Source organism: Shimia sp. R11_0 (genome assembly GCF_017744035.1).
Lineage (GTDB): Bacteria > Pseudomonadota > Alphaproteobacteria > Rhodobacterales > Rhodobacteraceae > Shimia > Shimia marina.
On record NZ_JAGHQY010000003.1, the window covers coordinates 29,450 to 45,675 of the forward strand.

Annotated in this window: 15 protein-coding genes; 8 read left to right on the forward strand and 7 right to left on the reverse strand. The window is 56.3% G+C overall.

Annotation, left to right across the window (positions count from 1 at the left end; translation table 11 throughout):
• Positions 1 to 30: 30 nt before the first annotated feature.
• The 4 genes from moaA to glmU form a co-directional block, all read right to left on the reverse strand.
• Entirely contained in the window at positions 31 to 1,035 is a 1,005-nt protein-coding gene (moaA, locus tag J7382_RS07100; protein WP_209068365.1) for a GTP 3',8-cyclase MoaA, read from the reverse strand.
• A 125-nt stretch (positions 1,036 to 1,160) separates the two neighbouring features.
• A complete protein-coding gene (locus J7382_RS07105) occupies positions 1,161 to 1,838 on the reverse strand; it encodes a DNA alkylation repair protein (protein WP_209068752.1) in 678 nt (225 codons plus the stop codon).
• Positions 1,839 to 1,848: 10 nt separating this feature from the next.
• The gene (gene glmS / locus J7382_RS07110) at positions 1,849 to 3,672 is read right to left on the reverse strand and encodes a glutamine--fructose-6-phosphate transaminase (isomerizing) (RefSeq protein WP_209068366.1); all 1,824 of its coding nucleotides are present in this window, start codon (positions 3,670 to 3,672) and stop codon (positions 1,849 to 1,851) included.
• Positions 3,672 to 5,027: a bifunctional UDP-N-acetylglucosamine diphosphorylase/glucosamine-1-phosphate N-acetyltransferase GlmU gene (gene glmU / locus J7382_RS07115; protein WP_209068367.1), complete on the reverse strand. Its 1,356-nt coding sequence runs from the start codon at positions 5,025 to 5,027 to the stop codon at positions 3,672 to 3,674. Before glmU ends, glmS begins: the two co-directional genes overlap by 1 nt.
• Before the next feature lie 136 nt (positions 5,028 to 5,163).
• On the opposite strand from glmU, the gene J7382_RS07120 reads away from it, so the two are divergent.
• A complete protein-coding gene (locus J7382_RS07120) occupies positions 5,164 to 5,838 on the forward strand; it encodes an HAD-IA family hydrolase (RefSeq protein ID WP_209068369.1) in 675 nt (224 codons plus the stop codon).
• Between the two features lie 57 nt (positions 5,839 to 5,895).
• The gene (locus tag J7382_RS07125; RefSeq protein ID WP_209068370.1) at positions 5,896 to 7,101 is read left to right on the forward strand and encodes an aminotransferase class I/II-fold pyridoxal phosphate-dependent enzyme; all 1,206 of its coding nucleotides are present in this window, start codon (positions 5,896 to 5,898) and stop codon (positions 7,099 to 7,101) included.
• A gap of 112 nt (positions 7,102 to 7,213) precedes the next feature.
• Here J7382_RS07125 and arsC read toward each other — a convergent pair whose 3' ends face one another.
• Genes arsC through J7382_RS07140 form a run of 3 tightly spaced genes read right to left on the reverse strand, consistent with a single transcriptional unit; the run spans position 7,214 to position 8,954 of the window.
• Positions 7,214 to 7,552, reverse strand: a complete 339-nt coding sequence (gene arsC, locus J7382_RS07130; RefSeq protein ID WP_209068372.1) for an arsenate reductase (glutaredoxin) — start codon at positions 7,550 to 7,552, stop codon at positions 7,214 to 7,216.
• Positions 7,549 to 8,616, reverse strand: a complete 1,068-nt coding sequence (locus J7382_RS07135; protein ID WP_247744899.1) for a quinone-dependent dihydroorotate dehydrogenase — start codon at positions 8,614 to 8,616, stop codon at positions 7,549 to 7,551. The genes arsC and J7382_RS07135 overlap by 4 nt, the downstream gene beginning before the upstream one ends.
• Complete coding sequence (locus J7382_RS07140; RefSeq protein ID WP_209068754.1) at positions 8,613 to 8,954, reverse strand: DUF952 domain-containing protein; 342 nt, start codon at positions 8,952 to 8,954, stop codon at positions 8,613 to 8,615. Before J7382_RS07140 ends, J7382_RS07135 begins: the two co-directional genes overlap by 4 nt.
• 124 nt (positions 8,955 to 9,078) lie before the next feature.
• On the opposite strand from J7382_RS07140, the gene J7382_RS07145 reads away from it, so the two are divergent.
• The 6 genes from J7382_RS07145 to J7382_RS07170 all read left to right on the forward strand — a co-directional run bounded on the left by J7382_RS07145 (position 9,079) and on the right by J7382_RS07170 (position 16,083).
• Entirely contained in the window at positions 9,079 to 10,641 is a 1,563-nt protein-coding gene (locus J7382_RS07145; protein ID WP_209068378.1) for a 5'-nucleotidase C-terminal domain-containing protein, read from the forward strand.
• A gap of 69 nt (positions 10,642 to 10,710) precedes the next feature.
• Positions 10,711 to 11,016, forward strand: a complete 306-nt coding sequence (locus J7382_RS07150; protein WP_209068380.1) for a DUF1992 domain-containing protein — start codon at positions 10,711 to 10,713, stop codon at positions 11,014 to 11,016.
• The gene (locus tag J7382_RS07155) at positions 11,016 to 11,675 is read left to right on the forward strand and encodes an SOS response-associated peptidase (protein WP_209068382.1); all 660 of its coding nucleotides are present in this window, start codon (positions 11,016 to 11,018) and stop codon (positions 11,673 to 11,675) included. Before J7382_RS07150 ends, J7382_RS07155 begins: the two co-directional genes overlap by 1 nt.
• Positions 11,676 to 11,793: 118 nt before the next feature.
• The gene (locus J7382_RS07160) at positions 11,794 to 12,612 is read left to right on the forward strand and encodes a bifunctional allantoicase/(S)-ureidoglycine aminohydrolase (protein WP_209068384.1); all 819 of its coding nucleotides are present in this window, start codon (positions 11,794 to 11,796) and stop codon (positions 12,610 to 12,612) included.
• A 167-nt stretch (positions 12,613 to 12,779) separates the two neighbouring features.
• A complete protein-coding gene (locus J7382_RS07165; RefSeq protein WP_209068386.1) occupies positions 12,780 to 13,778 on the forward strand; it encodes a type I glyceraldehyde-3-phosphate dehydrogenase in 999 nt (332 codons plus the stop codon).
• Between the two features lie 28 nt (positions 13,779 to 13,806).
• Entirely contained in the window at positions 13,807 to 16,083 is a 2,277-nt protein-coding gene (locus J7382_RS07170; protein WP_209068388.1) for an NADP-dependent malic enzyme, read from the forward strand.
• Positions 16,084 to 16,226 lie beyond the last annotated feature (143 nt).

Genomic DNA, 16,226 nt, shown 5'->3' on the forward strand with positions numbered 1-16,226 from the left:
GCCCCTTTCAAGGGGCCGAAGCGCTTAACGTCATCCGCCTGTGTGGCTCATGTGGCGCGACATTTGGCCGTCAACCTTCTGACGGGAATAGTCAAAGTCATGGCCTTTCGGTTTGAGAGCAATTGCGGCACGGATCGCCTCTTCCAGAGCCGCGTCGCTTTCGCTACCTCTGAGAGGCGCGCGCAGGTCGGCCATGTCTTCTTGCCCAAGACACATAAAGAGCTGCCCGGTACAGGTCAGGCGGACACGGTTGCAACTCTCACAGAAGTTATGGGTCATGGGCGTGATAAAGCCGATTTTTTGCCCGGTCTCTTCCAGACGCACATAGCGCGCTGGGCCGCCTGTCCGCTCAGCCAGATCCGTGAGCGTATAGCGCTCAGAAAGCCGTGCGCGCAGATTTTCAAGGGACCAGTACTGATCCAGACGATCTTCGTTGCCAAGATCGCCCATGGGCATGACTTCGATCCAAGTCATGTCCATGTCCCGCTCCGCGCACCATTCGGCCATGGTGAAGAGCTCGTCCTCGTTAAAGCCCTTGAGGGCAACAGCGTTGATTTTGATCCGTAGGCCGGCTTTTTGGGCCGCATCAATGCCGCGCAATACCTGAGGCAGGCGGCCCCAGCGGGTGATGTCGGCAAATTTGTTTTCGTCGATTGTGTCCAGAGAGACATTCACACGGCGCACGCCACAATCGTATAGCTCATCTGCAAAGCGTTCGAGCTGGGACCCATTTGTGGTCAGCGTCAGCTCTTTGAGATCACCACTCTCCAAATGCCGGGTCATACCACGGAAGAAAGTCATGATATCGCGGCGCACAAGCGGCTCACCGCCGGTAATCCGCAGCTTTTGCACGCCGAGACGCACAAATGTTGAACACATACGGTCGAGTTCTTCGAGCGTCAGCAGCTCTTTTTTGGGCAGAAACGTCATGTTCTCCGCCATGCAATAGACGCAGCGGAAATCACATCTGTCTGTGACGGACACACGCAGGTAGGAAACGGCGCGATGGAAGGGATCAATCAAAGGAGCTGTCATAGCCCATAATTAGTGGGCACCACTGAACAGGACAAGGGCGGCTAAAGTTGTAGGGCGATAAGTTTGCTGTAGGGGCGAAAATAGGGACAAAATGTCCAGCCCATTGCGTATCATCGCCCTATTGATCAGGTAAGATGCCTAGACGCTTCTTTCACAGCAAAGGGTTTCATTTCAGGGCTATTTGCCGTGAGAAAGGCGCGGGTGCGGTCTGGATCATGTTTGGAAAGGTCACGCAGCCACCAGGCCACCGCCTTTTGGATGAACCAGTCCTGATCCTGCACATAGCGCGCCGCCCAGCCCAAAACGCGATCCCGGATTTCCAGATCGGTGGGTTTGGGAAAATTCTGTTTGGTCCATGGCAGGGTAATGACCAAAGCGGCGCGACGCGTCCACATGTGATCTGACTGTGTCCAGCTTTCCACGATGTCGATCCGGCTAGGATCCGCCAAAAGACGGCGCTGCCCCGCCATACAGGCGTGGTCGGCGATCGCCCAACTGTCAAAATTCGGAACCCAGTGGCAAATCAACTGCCACGCCACGTCATCCGGACGCAACCGTGCCTGCGTCAGCATCTTGGCGGCGACAATGCGCGCCTCAAAAATATCGGTGTCCCAAAGGCTTTCTGCCAACGTCACTCGGTCTTCAACCGACAAGGACCGACGCCATGTCTTGCTGATGTCATTCAGCGCGGGATTGGCTATGCCCAGAACCTGCCGCGTCTGCTTGTGGTACGTGGCCATCCCTTCGGCGCGTCCCGGCTCGATGTGTTCGCGCAAGACAGAGAGCGCGTCATCCAATGAAATCATAGAGTGCTTACTCCACAGTCACAGACTTGGCGAGATTTCGAGGTTGGTCCACGTCGGTACCTTTGGCGATAGCTGTGTAGTACGCCAGAAGCTGAGCAGGGACGGCATAGAGAATTGGCGACAGCACTGGAGAGACCTGCGGCATCTGGATCGTTTGCCAAGTGCCTTCCGCGCCTTCCTTCAAGCCAGCGCTATCTGTGATCAGCAGGACCTTACCAGCGCGTGCCATCACTTCCTGCATGTTTGAGATCGACTTATCAAACAGCTCATCATGCGGTGCCATGACAACAACCGGCACATGTTTGTCGATTAGCGCGATCGGGCCGTGTTTGAGCTCGCCAGAGGCATAGGCTTCGGCATGAATGTAGCTGATCTCTTTCAGTTTCAGCGCGCCTTCAAGGGCAAGGGGGAACATGCGTCCGCGCCCTAGAAAGAGAATGTCACGTGCTTCTGAGAGTTTCTGAGCCACCTCTTTGATGTGTGCTTCGGCACCCATGGCTTGGTTGATCAGGCCGGGAATGCCGCGCAGATCGCTCAGATGCTGCGCAAGGGCATCCGCAGAGAGGGCACCACGATCTTCTGCAGCTTTCAGGGCCAGCATCAACAACACGGTCAGCTGGCATGTGAAAGCTTTGGTTGAGGCCACGCCAATTTCGGCACCTGCCAAAATGGGGAGAGCAAGATCGCTTTCGCGTGCGATGGAGCTTTCAGGCACGTTTACAACGGAAACAATGCTGTCCGCCTTGCCCGCACAATAGCGCAGAGCTGCGAGCGTGTCGGCGGTCTCGCCAGATTGCGATACAAACAACGCCACGGTGCCATCTGTGATGGGTGGTTCGCGGTAACGGAACTCAGAGGCCACATCGACTTCGACAGGGATGCCTGCGATCTGTTCGAACCAGTATTTTGCCGTCAAGCAGGCGTAGTAGGCGGTTCCGCAGGCCACCATGGTCAGGCGGTTGATTTTTGTGAAATCCAACCCGCTGCCCGGCATGTTGACGGATTTACCGTCTTTGGACAGGTAGTGATCAATGGCCTGACCAAGGACCATTGGCTGTTCGCCAATTTCTTTGGCCATGAAGTGCTTGTGATTGCCTTTGTCCACCATCGATTGATCGATGTTGATGATCTTGGCCTCGCGGGTCACTTCTTGGCCAGCTTCGTCCCGGATCAAAAGGCTTCTGCGTGTCACAACCGCGCTGTCGCCTTCTTCAAGATAGGTGATCTCATTGGTCAGCGGCGCAAGGGCAATAGCGTCAGAGCCCACATACATTTCCCCGTCACCATGTCCAATGGCCAGCGGGGATCCTTTGCGTGCAGCGACGATCAGATCGTCCTCGCCTTCAAACAGAAACGCCAGGGCAAAGGCACCCTCAAGGCGGGAGAGCGTTTTTAGGGCTGCATCGACAGGGGCGAGGCCTTCGCTGACATAGCTTTGGGTCAGAAGCGCCACGGTTTCTGTGTCCGTTTCTGTGACGAAGGAAAAGCCCTTTTGGGCCAGTTCTTCGCGCAGGTCGCGGAAGTTTTCGATAATACCGTTGTGGACAACAGCGACAGGGCCTGCGCGATGTGGATGGGCGTTGATAACTGTTGGCGCGCCGTGGGTGGCCCAACGGGTATGGCCGATCCCGGATTTGCCGCGCAGCGGGTCATGCACCAGCAGGTCAGACAAGTTGACCAGCTTGCCCACGGCACGGCGTCGATCCAGCGCGCCGTCGTGCACCGTCGCAATGCCAGCACTGTCGTAGCCGCGATACTCCAGCCGTTTTAGGGCTTCTACAAGGATTGGGGCAGCTTCATGTGATCCAAGAACGCCGACGATTCCGCACATTATTTTGCCTCCGATACCAATTTTTGTTTCTTTTTCTTTAACAAGTCGAACAATTTTCGTGCAACGCCGGGTTTGTTCACCTGATCGGCACGCGCCAAAGCGAGGGCCGCTTCTGGTACATCTTTGGTGATGACAGAGCCAGAGCCTGTCATGGCTTCGTCCCCTACTGTTACCGGGGCCACCAGCATTGTGTTGGATCCGATGAAGGCCCGGTTCCCGATGGTGGTGCGGTGTTTCATCACGCCGTCATAGTTGCAGGTGATGGTGCCCGCACCAATGTTGGTGCCATTGCCCAAAGTGGCGTCGCCGATATAGGACAGGTGGTTGACCTTGGTGCCAGCGCCAATCTGTGCGTTTTTGATTTCCACAAAATTGCCAATGTGCGTGTCCTCAGCAAGTTCCGCGCCGGGGCGTAGGCGCGCATAGGGGCCGACGGTGGCCCCGCGAGAGACGTGACAGCCCTCGAGGTGAGAAAACGCACGAATGCGTGTGCCGCTTTCAACGGTCACGTCCGGGCCGAAATACACATTTGGCTCGATCACAGTGTCGCGCCCGATCACCGTGTCAAAAGACAACATGACGGTTTCAGGTTGTTGCAGGGTCACGCCTAAATCGAGCAGAGTGTCACGGGCGCGCGCCTGAAAAATCGCTTCAGCCTGTGCAAGATGCGCACGCGAGTTGATGCCCATGGTTTCGGCTTCGTCACAAGCCACAGCGGTCACGCTCAGGCCATGCGCGCGGGCCAGTCCAACCACATCAGTGAGGTAATACTCTTCTTGCGCATTGTTGGTTTCAATGGCTGCGATCAGATCGAACAGTGTTTTGCCATCTGCAAGCATGACACCGGAATTGCAGAAGCTGACGGCACGTTCGGCTTCTGAAGCGTCTGCAAACTCGACAATGCGCTCCAGACTGTCACCCTGCATGATCAGGCGACCATATTTGCCCGGATCGGCCGCTTCAAACCCGAGGACCACAACGGCATTCTCCGCCTTTGCCGCAATCATTTTTTCAAGCGTTTCAGAAGAGACAAAAGGCGTGTCGCCGAACAACACAATGACGTCTCCGTCAAAATCTGCGAGCGCATCACGGCACATGTCAACAGCATGGGCTGTGCCCTTCTGCTCTTCCTGCAGCACAACCTGCGCGTCCGGGTTATGTGCGGCAACTGCGGCTTGGACAGCGTCAAAACCATGACCTGCGACGACCAGGATCCGCTCAGGTGCAAGCGCTTGACCCGCCTGAAGGGCATGGATCAACATAGGGGCGTTGGCGACCGGGTGCAGAACCTTTGGAAGGTCTGAGTTCATCCGGGTGCCTTTGCCTGCGGCCAGGATGACAAGTGCGATGCTCATGTGTTTTCTCTTTGAATTTCGATTGTGCCCGTTTTATCGCAGTGCAGATAGGGTGCAAGGCTCTGAAGGATCAATTCAGGTTGCGCCCTGTAACAGCGGTGCGCGGGATATCGCGCAATAACCTAAGGAAATGCGCATGAAAACCGTGATTTTTGATCTCGATGGCACGCTGGCAGATACCAGCGGCGATCTGATTGCCGCTGCGAATGTATGTTTTCGCGATATGGGGCATGGAGATGTGCTCACGGTGTCGCGGGATGCGGGCGTGGCTCTGCGGGGGGGGCGGCGCATGTTGACAGAAGGGCTGACGCGCTTAGGCCTTATGGATGAGGCGGTGGTCTCGCAATACTACCCCGTGCTGCTGGAAGCCTATGGCGGTGCCATCGCTGAGCACAGCTATCTTTATGACGGGGCCATGGACGCTGTGGAGACTCTAAAATCTGCGGGGTATGGTGTTGGAATTTGTACCAACAAACCTGAGGCTTTGGCGGATCAATTGCTGATAGCATTGGGCGTGAGGGATGCGTTTGGCGCGCTTGTCGGAGCAGACACTCTGCCAGTGCGCAAACCGGATCCTGCGCCGTTGATCGAAACGGTCAGGCGCCTTGGGGGAGATCCTGCGGCCACCACATTGGTGGGTGACAGCGACACAGATCGCAACACTGCAAAAGCGGCGGGTGTGCCCAGTATTCTTGTCACCTTTGGCCCAAGTGGGGAGGATATGGCGGCGCTCGCGCCTGAAGCCCTGCTGCATGACTATGCGCGTCTTCCTCAGGTTGTGGATCTTTTGCTCGGACCGGCAGGCGCTTGATTGCAGGGCAGCAAGCTTTGCCCTAATGCTTGAGCAACGACAAAGGGCGCAAACCAGATGAGTGACGTGTTTACCGGCAATTTTACGCAGCAAGAGCCGATTTCCGAAGAGGCAATCGAGGCGGCTGTTGCGGTGCTGCGCAGTGGGCGGTTGCATCGCTATAACCTCACCGAAGGGGAAGTGGGCGAAACGTCCTTGCTGGAGCGCGAGTTCGCCGCTTATGTCGGTGCAAAATATTGTCTTGCTGTGGCCTCTGGCGGCTATGCGATGGGCTGTGCCCTGCGTGCTATGGGGGTAGAGCCGGGTGACAAAGTGCTGACCAATGCCTTTACGCTGGCACCGGTACCTGGAGCCATCGCAAGTGTTGGCGCGGTGCCCGTGTTTGTTGGGGTGACCGAGGATCTGGTGATTGATCTGGAGGATCTCAAAGCCAAAGCGGATCAGGCTGATGTGCTGATGTTGTCGCACATGCGGGGGCATATCTGTGATATGGAGGCGCTTATGGCGCTGTGTGATGCTGCCGGGGTGCGCGTGATTGAAGATTGCGCGCATACTATGGGCGGGGCCTGGAAAAATACCGCATCGGGCCGTTGGGGGAGGATGGCCTGCTATTCGACACAAACTTACAAACATATGAACTCGGGCGAAGGTGGGCTCTTGATCAGTGATGATCCGGAACTCATGGCACGGGCGACGATGTTGTCGGGCAGCTATATGCTTTATGGGCGCAATGGCGCCGTGCCAGAGGCGGAGGTGTTTGAGGCGGTGAAATATGACACGCCTAATGTGTCCGGCCGTATGGATCACCTGCGCGCCGCAATTTTGCGCCCACAGCTGCGCAATTTGGATCATCAAGTTGCTGCGTGGAACGTCCGGCATGACGTCATTTTAGAGGAACTGCGCGGCACACCGGGCTTAACGGTTGCGGAGCGCGCAGAGCACGAACACTACGTGGGAAGCTCAATTCAGTTCCTCCTGCTGGATTGGACTGAGCATGACATCCGCGAGGCGTTGGCGCGTTGCGCGGCCCGTGGTGTGGAGTTGAAATGGTTTGGGGGGGCGGAACCTGTGGCCTTCACCTCACGCTATGACAGCTGGCGGTACGCCCCCAGCGCGCCGATGCCGAAGACGGATCGGATCCTCAAGGGTATTGTAGATATGCGCATCCCTTTGACGTTTTCGGTGGAGGATTGTGCCTTTATTGCCCGGATCATTCGCGCAGAGGTTGGCGCGGTCTTTCAGGGACAACAGGGAACAGTTTAAGCACAGTTTGAGTACGGGGGCTGATTGTGCATGGGCCTGAGGGTAGGTGGGGCCCAGCCCCCACCCCCCCGGAGTATTTCCTGTCAGAAGAAGTGCTGGAACACCGCTGTCTTCAGAGGATGTCCAGCACAGCTTCGGGAGGGCGCCCGATGGCGGCTTTGTTGTTGGCCATCACGATCGGGCGTTCGATCAGTATCGGATTTTCTGCCATTGCTTTGAGCAATGTCTCTTCGCTGTCCTCTTTGGAAAGCCCCATTTCTTTAAAGCGAGCTTCTTTGGGACGCATCATGTCGATGGCATTTCCGCCCAGCAAAGACAGAACCTTCTGAAGCTCTTGCAGATTTGGCGTATCTTCGAGGTAGCGGCGCACGGTCACTGTGCCTTTTTCCTCCAGCAGGGCCAGGGTCTGCCGTGACTTGGAACAGCGCGGGTTGTGCCAGATGGTGATCATAGCCAGTCCTTTCGTTTGCTGCCAACCGCATCAGATACATTCGCAAAGCCATCACGCGCAAGAAGGGCATCAAGATCGCGGACAATTTTTTCTGCCAAAGAAAAGCCGCCATAGACCAGCGCGGTGTAAAGCTGCACTGCGGAGGCACCAGCACAGATTTTGGCATATGCCTGCTCTGCGGAGCTGATGCCGCCAACACCGATAAGAGGCAGTTTGCCTGCGCTTATCTCAGAAAGACGGGCGAGCACTTTGGTGGATTTCTCAAACAAGGGGGCTCCGGAGAGGCCGCCGGCTTCGCCTTTGTGAGCGCTGGCCAGACCGTCGCGAGAGAGGGTGGTGTTGGTGGCGATGATGGCGTCCAGATTGGCCTCCAGAGCAACTTCTGCAATTTCGGAGATTTCTGCGTCACTGAGATCCGGTGCGATTTTCAGGAAAATCGGGATTTTGCGGCTTAGGCTGTCTCTGGTTTCCATCACGCCTTTCAAGAGCGCAGCAAGCGCGGCCTTGCCTTGCAGATCACGCAGCTTTTCGGTGTTGGGCGAGCTGACATTGACTGTTGCGAAGTCCAGATGTGTGCCACAATGGGCCAGCACGCGCGCAAAATCTTCGGCGCGGTTGTCACTGTCCTTATTGGCACCAAGGTTCAGACCAATGACGGCGTTTTGGGGGCGTTTCGCAAGGCGAGCGCCAATGGTCTCCATGCCGTCATTGTTAAAGCCAAAGCGGTTGATAGCCGCATGATCTTCGGACAGGCGAAACAGGCGTGGTTTGGGATTACCTGGCTGTGGGCGTGGCGTGGCGGCACCGACCTCGACGAAGCCGAAGCCGGATGTCGCCAACCCATTGAGGGCGGTGGCGTTTTTGTCAAAACCGGCGGCCAAGCCCACTGGGTTGGGCAGCGACAGGCCTGCAACGGTTGTTTTCAGTCGGGAAGAGGTGATTTCGCCCGGCGCATTGGCAAGGCCCATTTCCAACGCCCGAATGGCGAGGCCATGGGAATGTTCAGGATCAATACTGCGCAGGGCTTTCATGCCCAAGCCTTCAAACATTTTGGCGAGACTCATGACAGACTTCCTTCGGGGAATTGGTGATGACCATCGATCAGGGGCAGCTCTTTGGCCCAGAGAACATCGCTGAGTTTGAGTGTGCGATAGAGATGCGGGAAGAGGGAGCCGCCACGTGACACCTCCCATTTAAGCGCATCGCCGAGCGCACCTGCATCCACAGCCAGAAGGGTAAGATCAGCTTCGCCTGCAAAATGCTTTGCGGCTGTCTCAGCAGCCTGTTCAGCGGTGGAGAAATGTACGTAGCCATCAGCCACATCGATAGGCGCGCCGGCGGTTTGTCCGTCTTCGCGCAGGGCCGACCATTCGTCGGCGCGGAAAATCTTGAAGATCAGCATGGTCTTGCTCATGCAACGCGCGTCAGGCAAGGTCAAGCACAGTAAGAGCGTGTTAATGTTTTGACATCTGCTGCTTTGAAACTGCACGATATTGATTGACTGATAAAACCTGAAGGGATTCTCCATGTTTGCTCGTTTGATGACTGGGGCGGCTTTGTTGGCCGTGACCGCCGGAATGGCCGCTGCCGATTATACTCTGCACATCGTTCACATCAACGATTTGCATAGCCGCATCGAACCCATCAACAAATATGATTCCACCTGTAAAGCCGAGGACAACGCGGAAGGTAAGTGCTTTGGCGGTTATGCCCGTGTGGCGACCAAAATTGCCGAGCTGCGCAAAGAATTGGATGGGCAGAACCTGCTCGTTTTGGATGCTGGAGATCAGTATCAAGGCTCCTTGATGTACACGACCTATAAAGGGGACGTGGAAATCGAAATGATGGAAAAGATTGGCTTTGATGCCATGGCCGTGGGCAATCACGAATTTGACGACGGACCAGAAGGTTTGCTGAAGCTCGTGGAGGGTGTCTCTTTTCCGGTGATTTCTGGCAATATTGATGTCTCTCAATCGGATGTTCTGGCAGGCAAAGTCGCCAACCATGTTGTGCTTGAAGTGGGCGGCGAGAAAGTGGCCATCATTTCTGCCTTGGCAACGGACACGGCGGAGACCTCGAGCCCAGGCGAGGCGGTGATTTTTGAAGATGAGATCGCAGCTCTGCAAGCGGATGTTGATGCACTGTCCGCGGAAGGTGTGACCAAGATTATCGCTCTGAACCATGTCGGTGTGAACAAGGACATGGCCATCGCGGAAGCGGTATCTGGCATCGATGCTGTGGTTGGTGGGCATTCGCACACGGAGTTCTCCAACACCAAGGAGGGCGCGATGGCCTATCCCACCATGGTGGGCAATGTGCCGGTTGTGCAAGCCTATGCCTATTCCAAATATGTTGGGCATCTTACGCTGACATTTGATGACGCGGGCAATGTGACGGCTGCGACAGGCGACACTATCCTACTAGATGCCTCTGTTGCCGAAGATGCCGATATCGTAGCGCGTGTGGCTGAGCTTGCGGGGCCGATTGAAGAAATGAAATCGCGCGTTGTGGCTTCAACGGATGCGGCGATTGATGGTGATCGCGGTTCTTGTCGGGCTGGTGAGTGTGCGATGGGCAACCTAATCACGGATGCGATGCTGGACCGCGTCAAAGATCAAGGTATTGAAATCGCGATCCAAAACGGGGGCGGTATCCGCGCGTCTATTGATGCGGGTGAAGTGACAATGGGCGAAGTGCTGACCGTTCTTCCATTCCAGAACACATTGTCCACGTTCCAAGTGAGCGGTGAAACTATTGTGGCTGCGCTGGAAAATGGTGTGAGCCAGATTGAAGATGGCGCAGGGCGTTTTCCGCAGGTCTCTGGCATGACCTATACGTTTGACGCAAGCGCGGAAGCAGGCAGCCGTATTAGTGACGTGATGGTCGCAGGTGCGCCAATTGACCCCGCCAAAGTCTATGGGGTTGTCTCCAATAACTATGTGCGCAATGGGGGCGACGGCTATAAAATGTTCCGTGATGCCATGAATGCTTACGATTATGGCCCAGATCTTGCAGATGTGACCGCTGAGTATCTGGCGGCCCATGGCGCGAAAGCTGCTGTGTTGGATGGGCGCATCTCCAAGAAGTAAGCATGGGGTTGCTTGACCTTTTGAGCCTTCGCCGGGACACTGGCGAAGGCTTTTTCGTTTGGGGGTTTTATGGATCATCCGCTGATCGACCTGATCAATCAGAAAATTCGCGAAGCCGAAGAGGCGGGCGCGTTCGACAATCTGGAAGGGGCGGGAAAGCCTTTGCCCAGAGAAGTGGACCCTGAGAATGCCTTGCTCAATCGTCTCGTGAAGGAAAGTGGCGCGGTGCCAGAGTTTGTTTCTCTGTCGCGAGAGCTTGCGCGGTTGCGGGCAGAGCTGCGCGAGACGGGGGATCGCACCAAGCGGCGCATCATAATGAAAGAGATGTCGCTGATGGAGGCCAAAATAGAGGTGGCGCGAAAGGCGCATCGCTAATGTGTGGACGCTTTGCAATCACGCTGCCCAACGAAGCAATGGCGCAGATGTTTGGGGCGATGCCCGCCAATGATCTCCCGGAGGTGCCAAACTACAACGTCTGCCCCACGACCAAAATTCATGTTGTTTTGGGCGGCTTAGATATTGGGCGCCGGTTGGTATCGATGCGGTGGGGCTTCCTACCCAGCTGGTATAAATCCCCGAGTGATGGGCCATTGTTGATCAATGCACGGGGCGAAACGATCGCCGAGAAGCCTGCTTTCCGTAATGCCTGTCGCGCGCGCCGGTGTCTGATCCCCGTCTCCGGGTTTTATGAATGGACCAAAGATGCCGCAGGGGAGCGTTGGCCGTGGTTTATTCACAGTGACGGCACTTTGGCGCTGGCGGGTGTTTGGCAGAGTTGGGGGCAGGGTGAGGAGCATGTGAATACCTGTGCCGTGGTCACGACCGCCGCAAATGAGACCATGTCTGACATTCATCACCGCATGCCTGTGGTCATAGATGAAGAAGATTGGGGGCTTTGGCTGGGGGAGAAGGGCCATGGAGCCGCGACTTTGATGTCAGCAGCGCGAGAAGATCTGTTATCTTTTCATCGGGTTGACCGCGAAGTGAATTCCAATAGGGCTGCGGGGGCGGAGCTTATTGAACCGATCGCGTGATCGGAAAGCGATTTTCAAGAAATCCGCAATAATCCTTCAGCTTCCTTGGGGACGCTTCGGAGTTGGCTGCGATGACGCTCTTGAGGATGATGGGACAACCATATTCGGAGAGTTTTGCATGTCTCGTGCCCCTTACTATGCCCCTCAGGGGGGGCTTCCGCCTCAGACACAATTGCTGACAGACCGTGCGATGTTCACGGAGAGCTTTGCAGTCATTCCAAAGGGCACATTGACCGATATTGTGACGTCCAATCTGCCGTTTTGGACAGGCACGCGCGTTTGGGTCATTGCCAGACCGATGAGCGGGTTTAGCGAGACGTTTTCGCACTACATTGTTGAACTCAGCGCAGGGGGCGGCAGCGATCGGCCCGAGTTGGAGCCTCTGGCGCAAGGCGTGCTGTTTGTGGTGGAAGGGCAGATCGCCCTGACCATTGACGGCAAGGAATATGATCTTGCGGAGGGCGGATACGCCTATTTGCCAGCCGGTAGCGCTTGGCAGGTGAAAAACTCCGGCGATAGTGCTGCAAAGTTCCATTGGATACGCAAGAAATATCAAGCTGTTGACGGGATTGAGGCGCCGGACGCTTTCGTTACGAGTGATGCTGACACCCCCATCCGTTTTATGCCAGATACGGACGGAGCCTGGGGCACCACACGTTTTGTGGATCCAGACGATATCCGCCATGATATGCATGTGAATATCGTGACCTTTGAGCCAGGCGGGGTGATCCCATTTTTGGAAACGCATGTGATGGAGCATGGGCTCTATGTGCTTGAAGGCAAGGCGGTCTATAAGCTGAACAGGGAATGGGTCGAAGTGGAAGCCGGGGATTACATGTGGTTGCGCGCGTTCTGTCCGCAGGCGTGTTATGCCGGTGGTCCGGGGAAATTCCGCTATTTGCTGTACAAGGACGTCAACCGCCACATGCCGCTGTGATTGACCAAACTGGTCTGTTTCCGTCGGGGCATGGTGGTTTTGCGGCATGACGGTCGCAAATGATAGCGATAACATGTGTTTTCTGTGCCCTGTCGTGCCTGATTTGGGCTGGCCTTTGCCGATCAAAACCGCTCAATTGGCCATTCAAGACGCATGGGACTCAGATCATGGCAGAGCGCAGGATCAAAATCTTTATCAACGGTTTTGGACGCATTGGGCGCACGGTGCTGCGCATTCTTGCCAAGGGGCAACATCCTGAGTTTGAGATTGTTGGCATCAACGATATCGAACCCTTGGAGACATGCGCCTATCTTTTTGAATTTGATAGTGTTTTTGGTGCTTATGCGGGAAAGGTAGAGAGTGGCGCGGGGAAGCTGTGCGTGGATGCGCTCTCCATTCCGTTTTACGCGGAACGTGATCTAAGCGCGCTGGATCTGAGTGAAGTTGATGTCGTGCTGGAATGCACGGGCATGGCGGGGGCGCGTGCGATTGCGGAGCGCGGGCTGAGCGCGGGCGCATCTAAGGTATTGATTTCAGGTCCGTCTGAAGAAGCGGATGAGACGATTGTGTTGGGCGCGAATGATCATGTGCTGAGCGATCAGAGGATTGTCTCTAATGCGTCTTGCACCACCAATGCTTTGGCACCTTTGATGCGGGTGTTGGATGAAAGCTTTGGGTTGATCAGCGGACATATGACAACGGTGCATTGCTATACCGGCAGTCAGCCCACGGTGGATAAGCCACGGGGGGATCTGGCGCGCAGCCGGGCAGCGGCCCTGTCGATGGTGCCGACGACCACTTCGGCACAGCGGATGATTGATAAGGTTTTGCCAGCCTTGAAAGGGCGCGTAGAGGCGCGTGCTATCCGTGTGCCGACGGCGAGTGTTTCGGCAATTGATCTGACAATTCAAACCGAAAAAGACGTTTCGGTTGAAGCTGTTAACCGCGTGCTGAAGGCCGCGGCTGACCGCGATGGAATTCTGGGCTGGACGCAAAAACCGCTGGTCTCTACCGACCTGCGGGCGCGTCCTGAATCCCTGATTGTGAGCGAGAGAGAGACCAGTGTTTCTGTGGGCGGGCTGCTGCGCGTCTTTGGCTGGTATGACAACGAATGGGGCTTTTCCAACCGTATGTTGGATATGGCCAAACGTATGGGGCGGCGGTGAGCCGAGCGAGGGGACTTGGAGAGATAGAATGACGAGCACTAAAGATCAGGATCGCGCGCGCGAGGCAGCGCTGAAATATCACGAGTTTCCCAAGCCAGGTAAGCTGGAAATCCGGGCGACCAAACCGATGGCGACAGGCCGTGACCTGAGCCGAGCGTACAGCCCCGGGGTCGCGGAAGCCTGTCTTGAGATTGAAAAGAACCCCGCGGATGCAACGCGTTACACGGCTAAGGGCAATCTCGTTGCGGTGATTTCCAACGGCACGGCTGTGCTTGGACTTGGCGACATTGGCGCGCAGGCGTCCAAGCCCGTGATGGAAGGCAAAGCGGTTCTCTTTAAGAAGTTTGCTGGCATTGATTGCTTTGACATTGAGGTCAATGAATCTGATCCGGAGAAACTGGCGGATCTGGTATGCCGCTTGGAGCCGACCTTTGGGGCGATCAACCTTGAAGACATCAAGGCACCGGATTGCTTTTTGGTCGAGCGTCTCTGCAAAGAGCGTATGAACATTCCTGTCTTCCATGACGATCAGCATGGCACGGCGATTGTGGCGGCGGCAGCAGCCTATAACGCGTTGATTGTCGCCAAGAAAAACGTCGAAGACATCAAGGTTGTGGCGCTGGGCGCGGGGGCGGCGGGGATCGCCTGTCTGAAGATGCTGATGACCATGGGCGTGCAGCATGAAAACATCCTCATGCTGGACAGCAAAGGCGTGGTGCACAAGCAGCGTAACGACCTGACACCAGAAAAGGCGGAATTTGCACAAGCCACTGAAAAACGGACCACAATGGAGGCCATGGAGGGAGCAGACCTGTTCCTTGGCGTGTCCGGTCCGGGGCTTTTGACCAAAGAAATGGTCGAGCAGATGGCGGATGATCCGATCATCTTTGCGTTGGCGAACCCGACGCCTGAAATCATGCCAGAGGAGGCGCGTGCGGCGGCGCCGGGGGCTTTGATCGCCACAGGTCGGTCAGACTACCCAAATCAGGTGAACAACGTCCTGTGCTTCCCCTTCATCTTCCGGGGGGCGCTTGATGCCGGGGCGACAGAGATCAACGATGCGATGAAGCTGGCCTGTGTGGAAGCGATTGCCGGTCTGGCGCGCGAAACCACCAGTGCGGAAGTGGGGGCGGCCTATAAGGGGGAAACCCTCACATTTGGTCCTAACTATCTGATTCCAAAGCCGTTTGATCCACGCCTCTTGCCGACAATTGCGGTGGCTGTGGCCAAGGCTGCGATTGACTCTGGTGTGGCGACCAAGGAGCTGGATCTGCATGCCTATGAAGACAAGCTTCAGGCGCAGGTGTTCCGCTCTTCGATGATCATGCGTCCGGTCTATGAGGCGGCGAGCATGTCGCGTCGCAAGATCGCTTTTGCAGAGGGCGAGGATGAGCGGGTGCTGCGCACGGCGCAGGCGATGCTGGAAGAAACCGTGGACACGCCCGTGTTGATCGGCCGTCCGGAAGTTGTCGCGCATCGTATTGAAAAGGCTGGACTAAAGATCAAACCCGGCGTGGATTTCGAACTGATCAACCCGGAGAATGACGCGCGGTATCGGGACTATTGGACCCACTATCATGCCAAGCTGCGGCGGCAGGGGGTGAGCCCGGACAGTGCCAAGGCGATCCTGCGCACCAACAATACGGCGATTGCCGCGATTGCGGTGGACCGGGGGGATGCGGACAGCATGATCTGCGGCACCTTTGGCGAATATCGCTGGCACCTGCGCTATGTGACGGAAGTATTGGAAAACAAAGACTTGCACCCAATTGGGTCGCTGTCTCTGATTATTTTGGACAAGGGGCCTCTGTTCCTTGCGGACACGCATATTCACATTGAACCCAATGCGGAGCAGATTGCGGAGACCGTGATTGCGGCGGCGCGCCATGTGCGGCGGTTTGGAGTCGATCCGAAGATTGCCCTGTGTTCTGGGAGCCAATTTGGTAACCTTGACAGCCACTCCGGCCGGGTGATGCGCGGGGCGCTGGACGTGCTGGATCAGAATGAGCATGACTTTGAATATGAAGGAGAAATGCACACTGACGCCGCTCTGGATCCAGAGTTGCGCGAGCGTCTGTTCCCCGGTGGGCGTCTTAACGGAAAAGCCAATGTTCTGGTATATTCCAACACCGATGCGGCGGGGGCGACCCGCAACATTCTGAAGTCGGTGGCCGATGGGCTCGAAGTGGGGCCGATCCTAATGGGGATGGGCAACCGGGCGCATATTGTGACGCCATCTATCACTGTGCGGGGCCTGCTGAACATTGCCGCGCTGGCGGGCACTGAGGTTTCCACCTACGGGTGACAAACGCAATATCTTAGAGTGCGCAACAGCCCCCGTGAACCTTGGTTTTCGGGGGCTGTTTTGCGTCGGTATCCCGTCGGTATTGCGGAGGTGCGATTTTCGGGCCGTTCAAAAGGTTACGGTAGCGTACGGTCGGGCGCGCA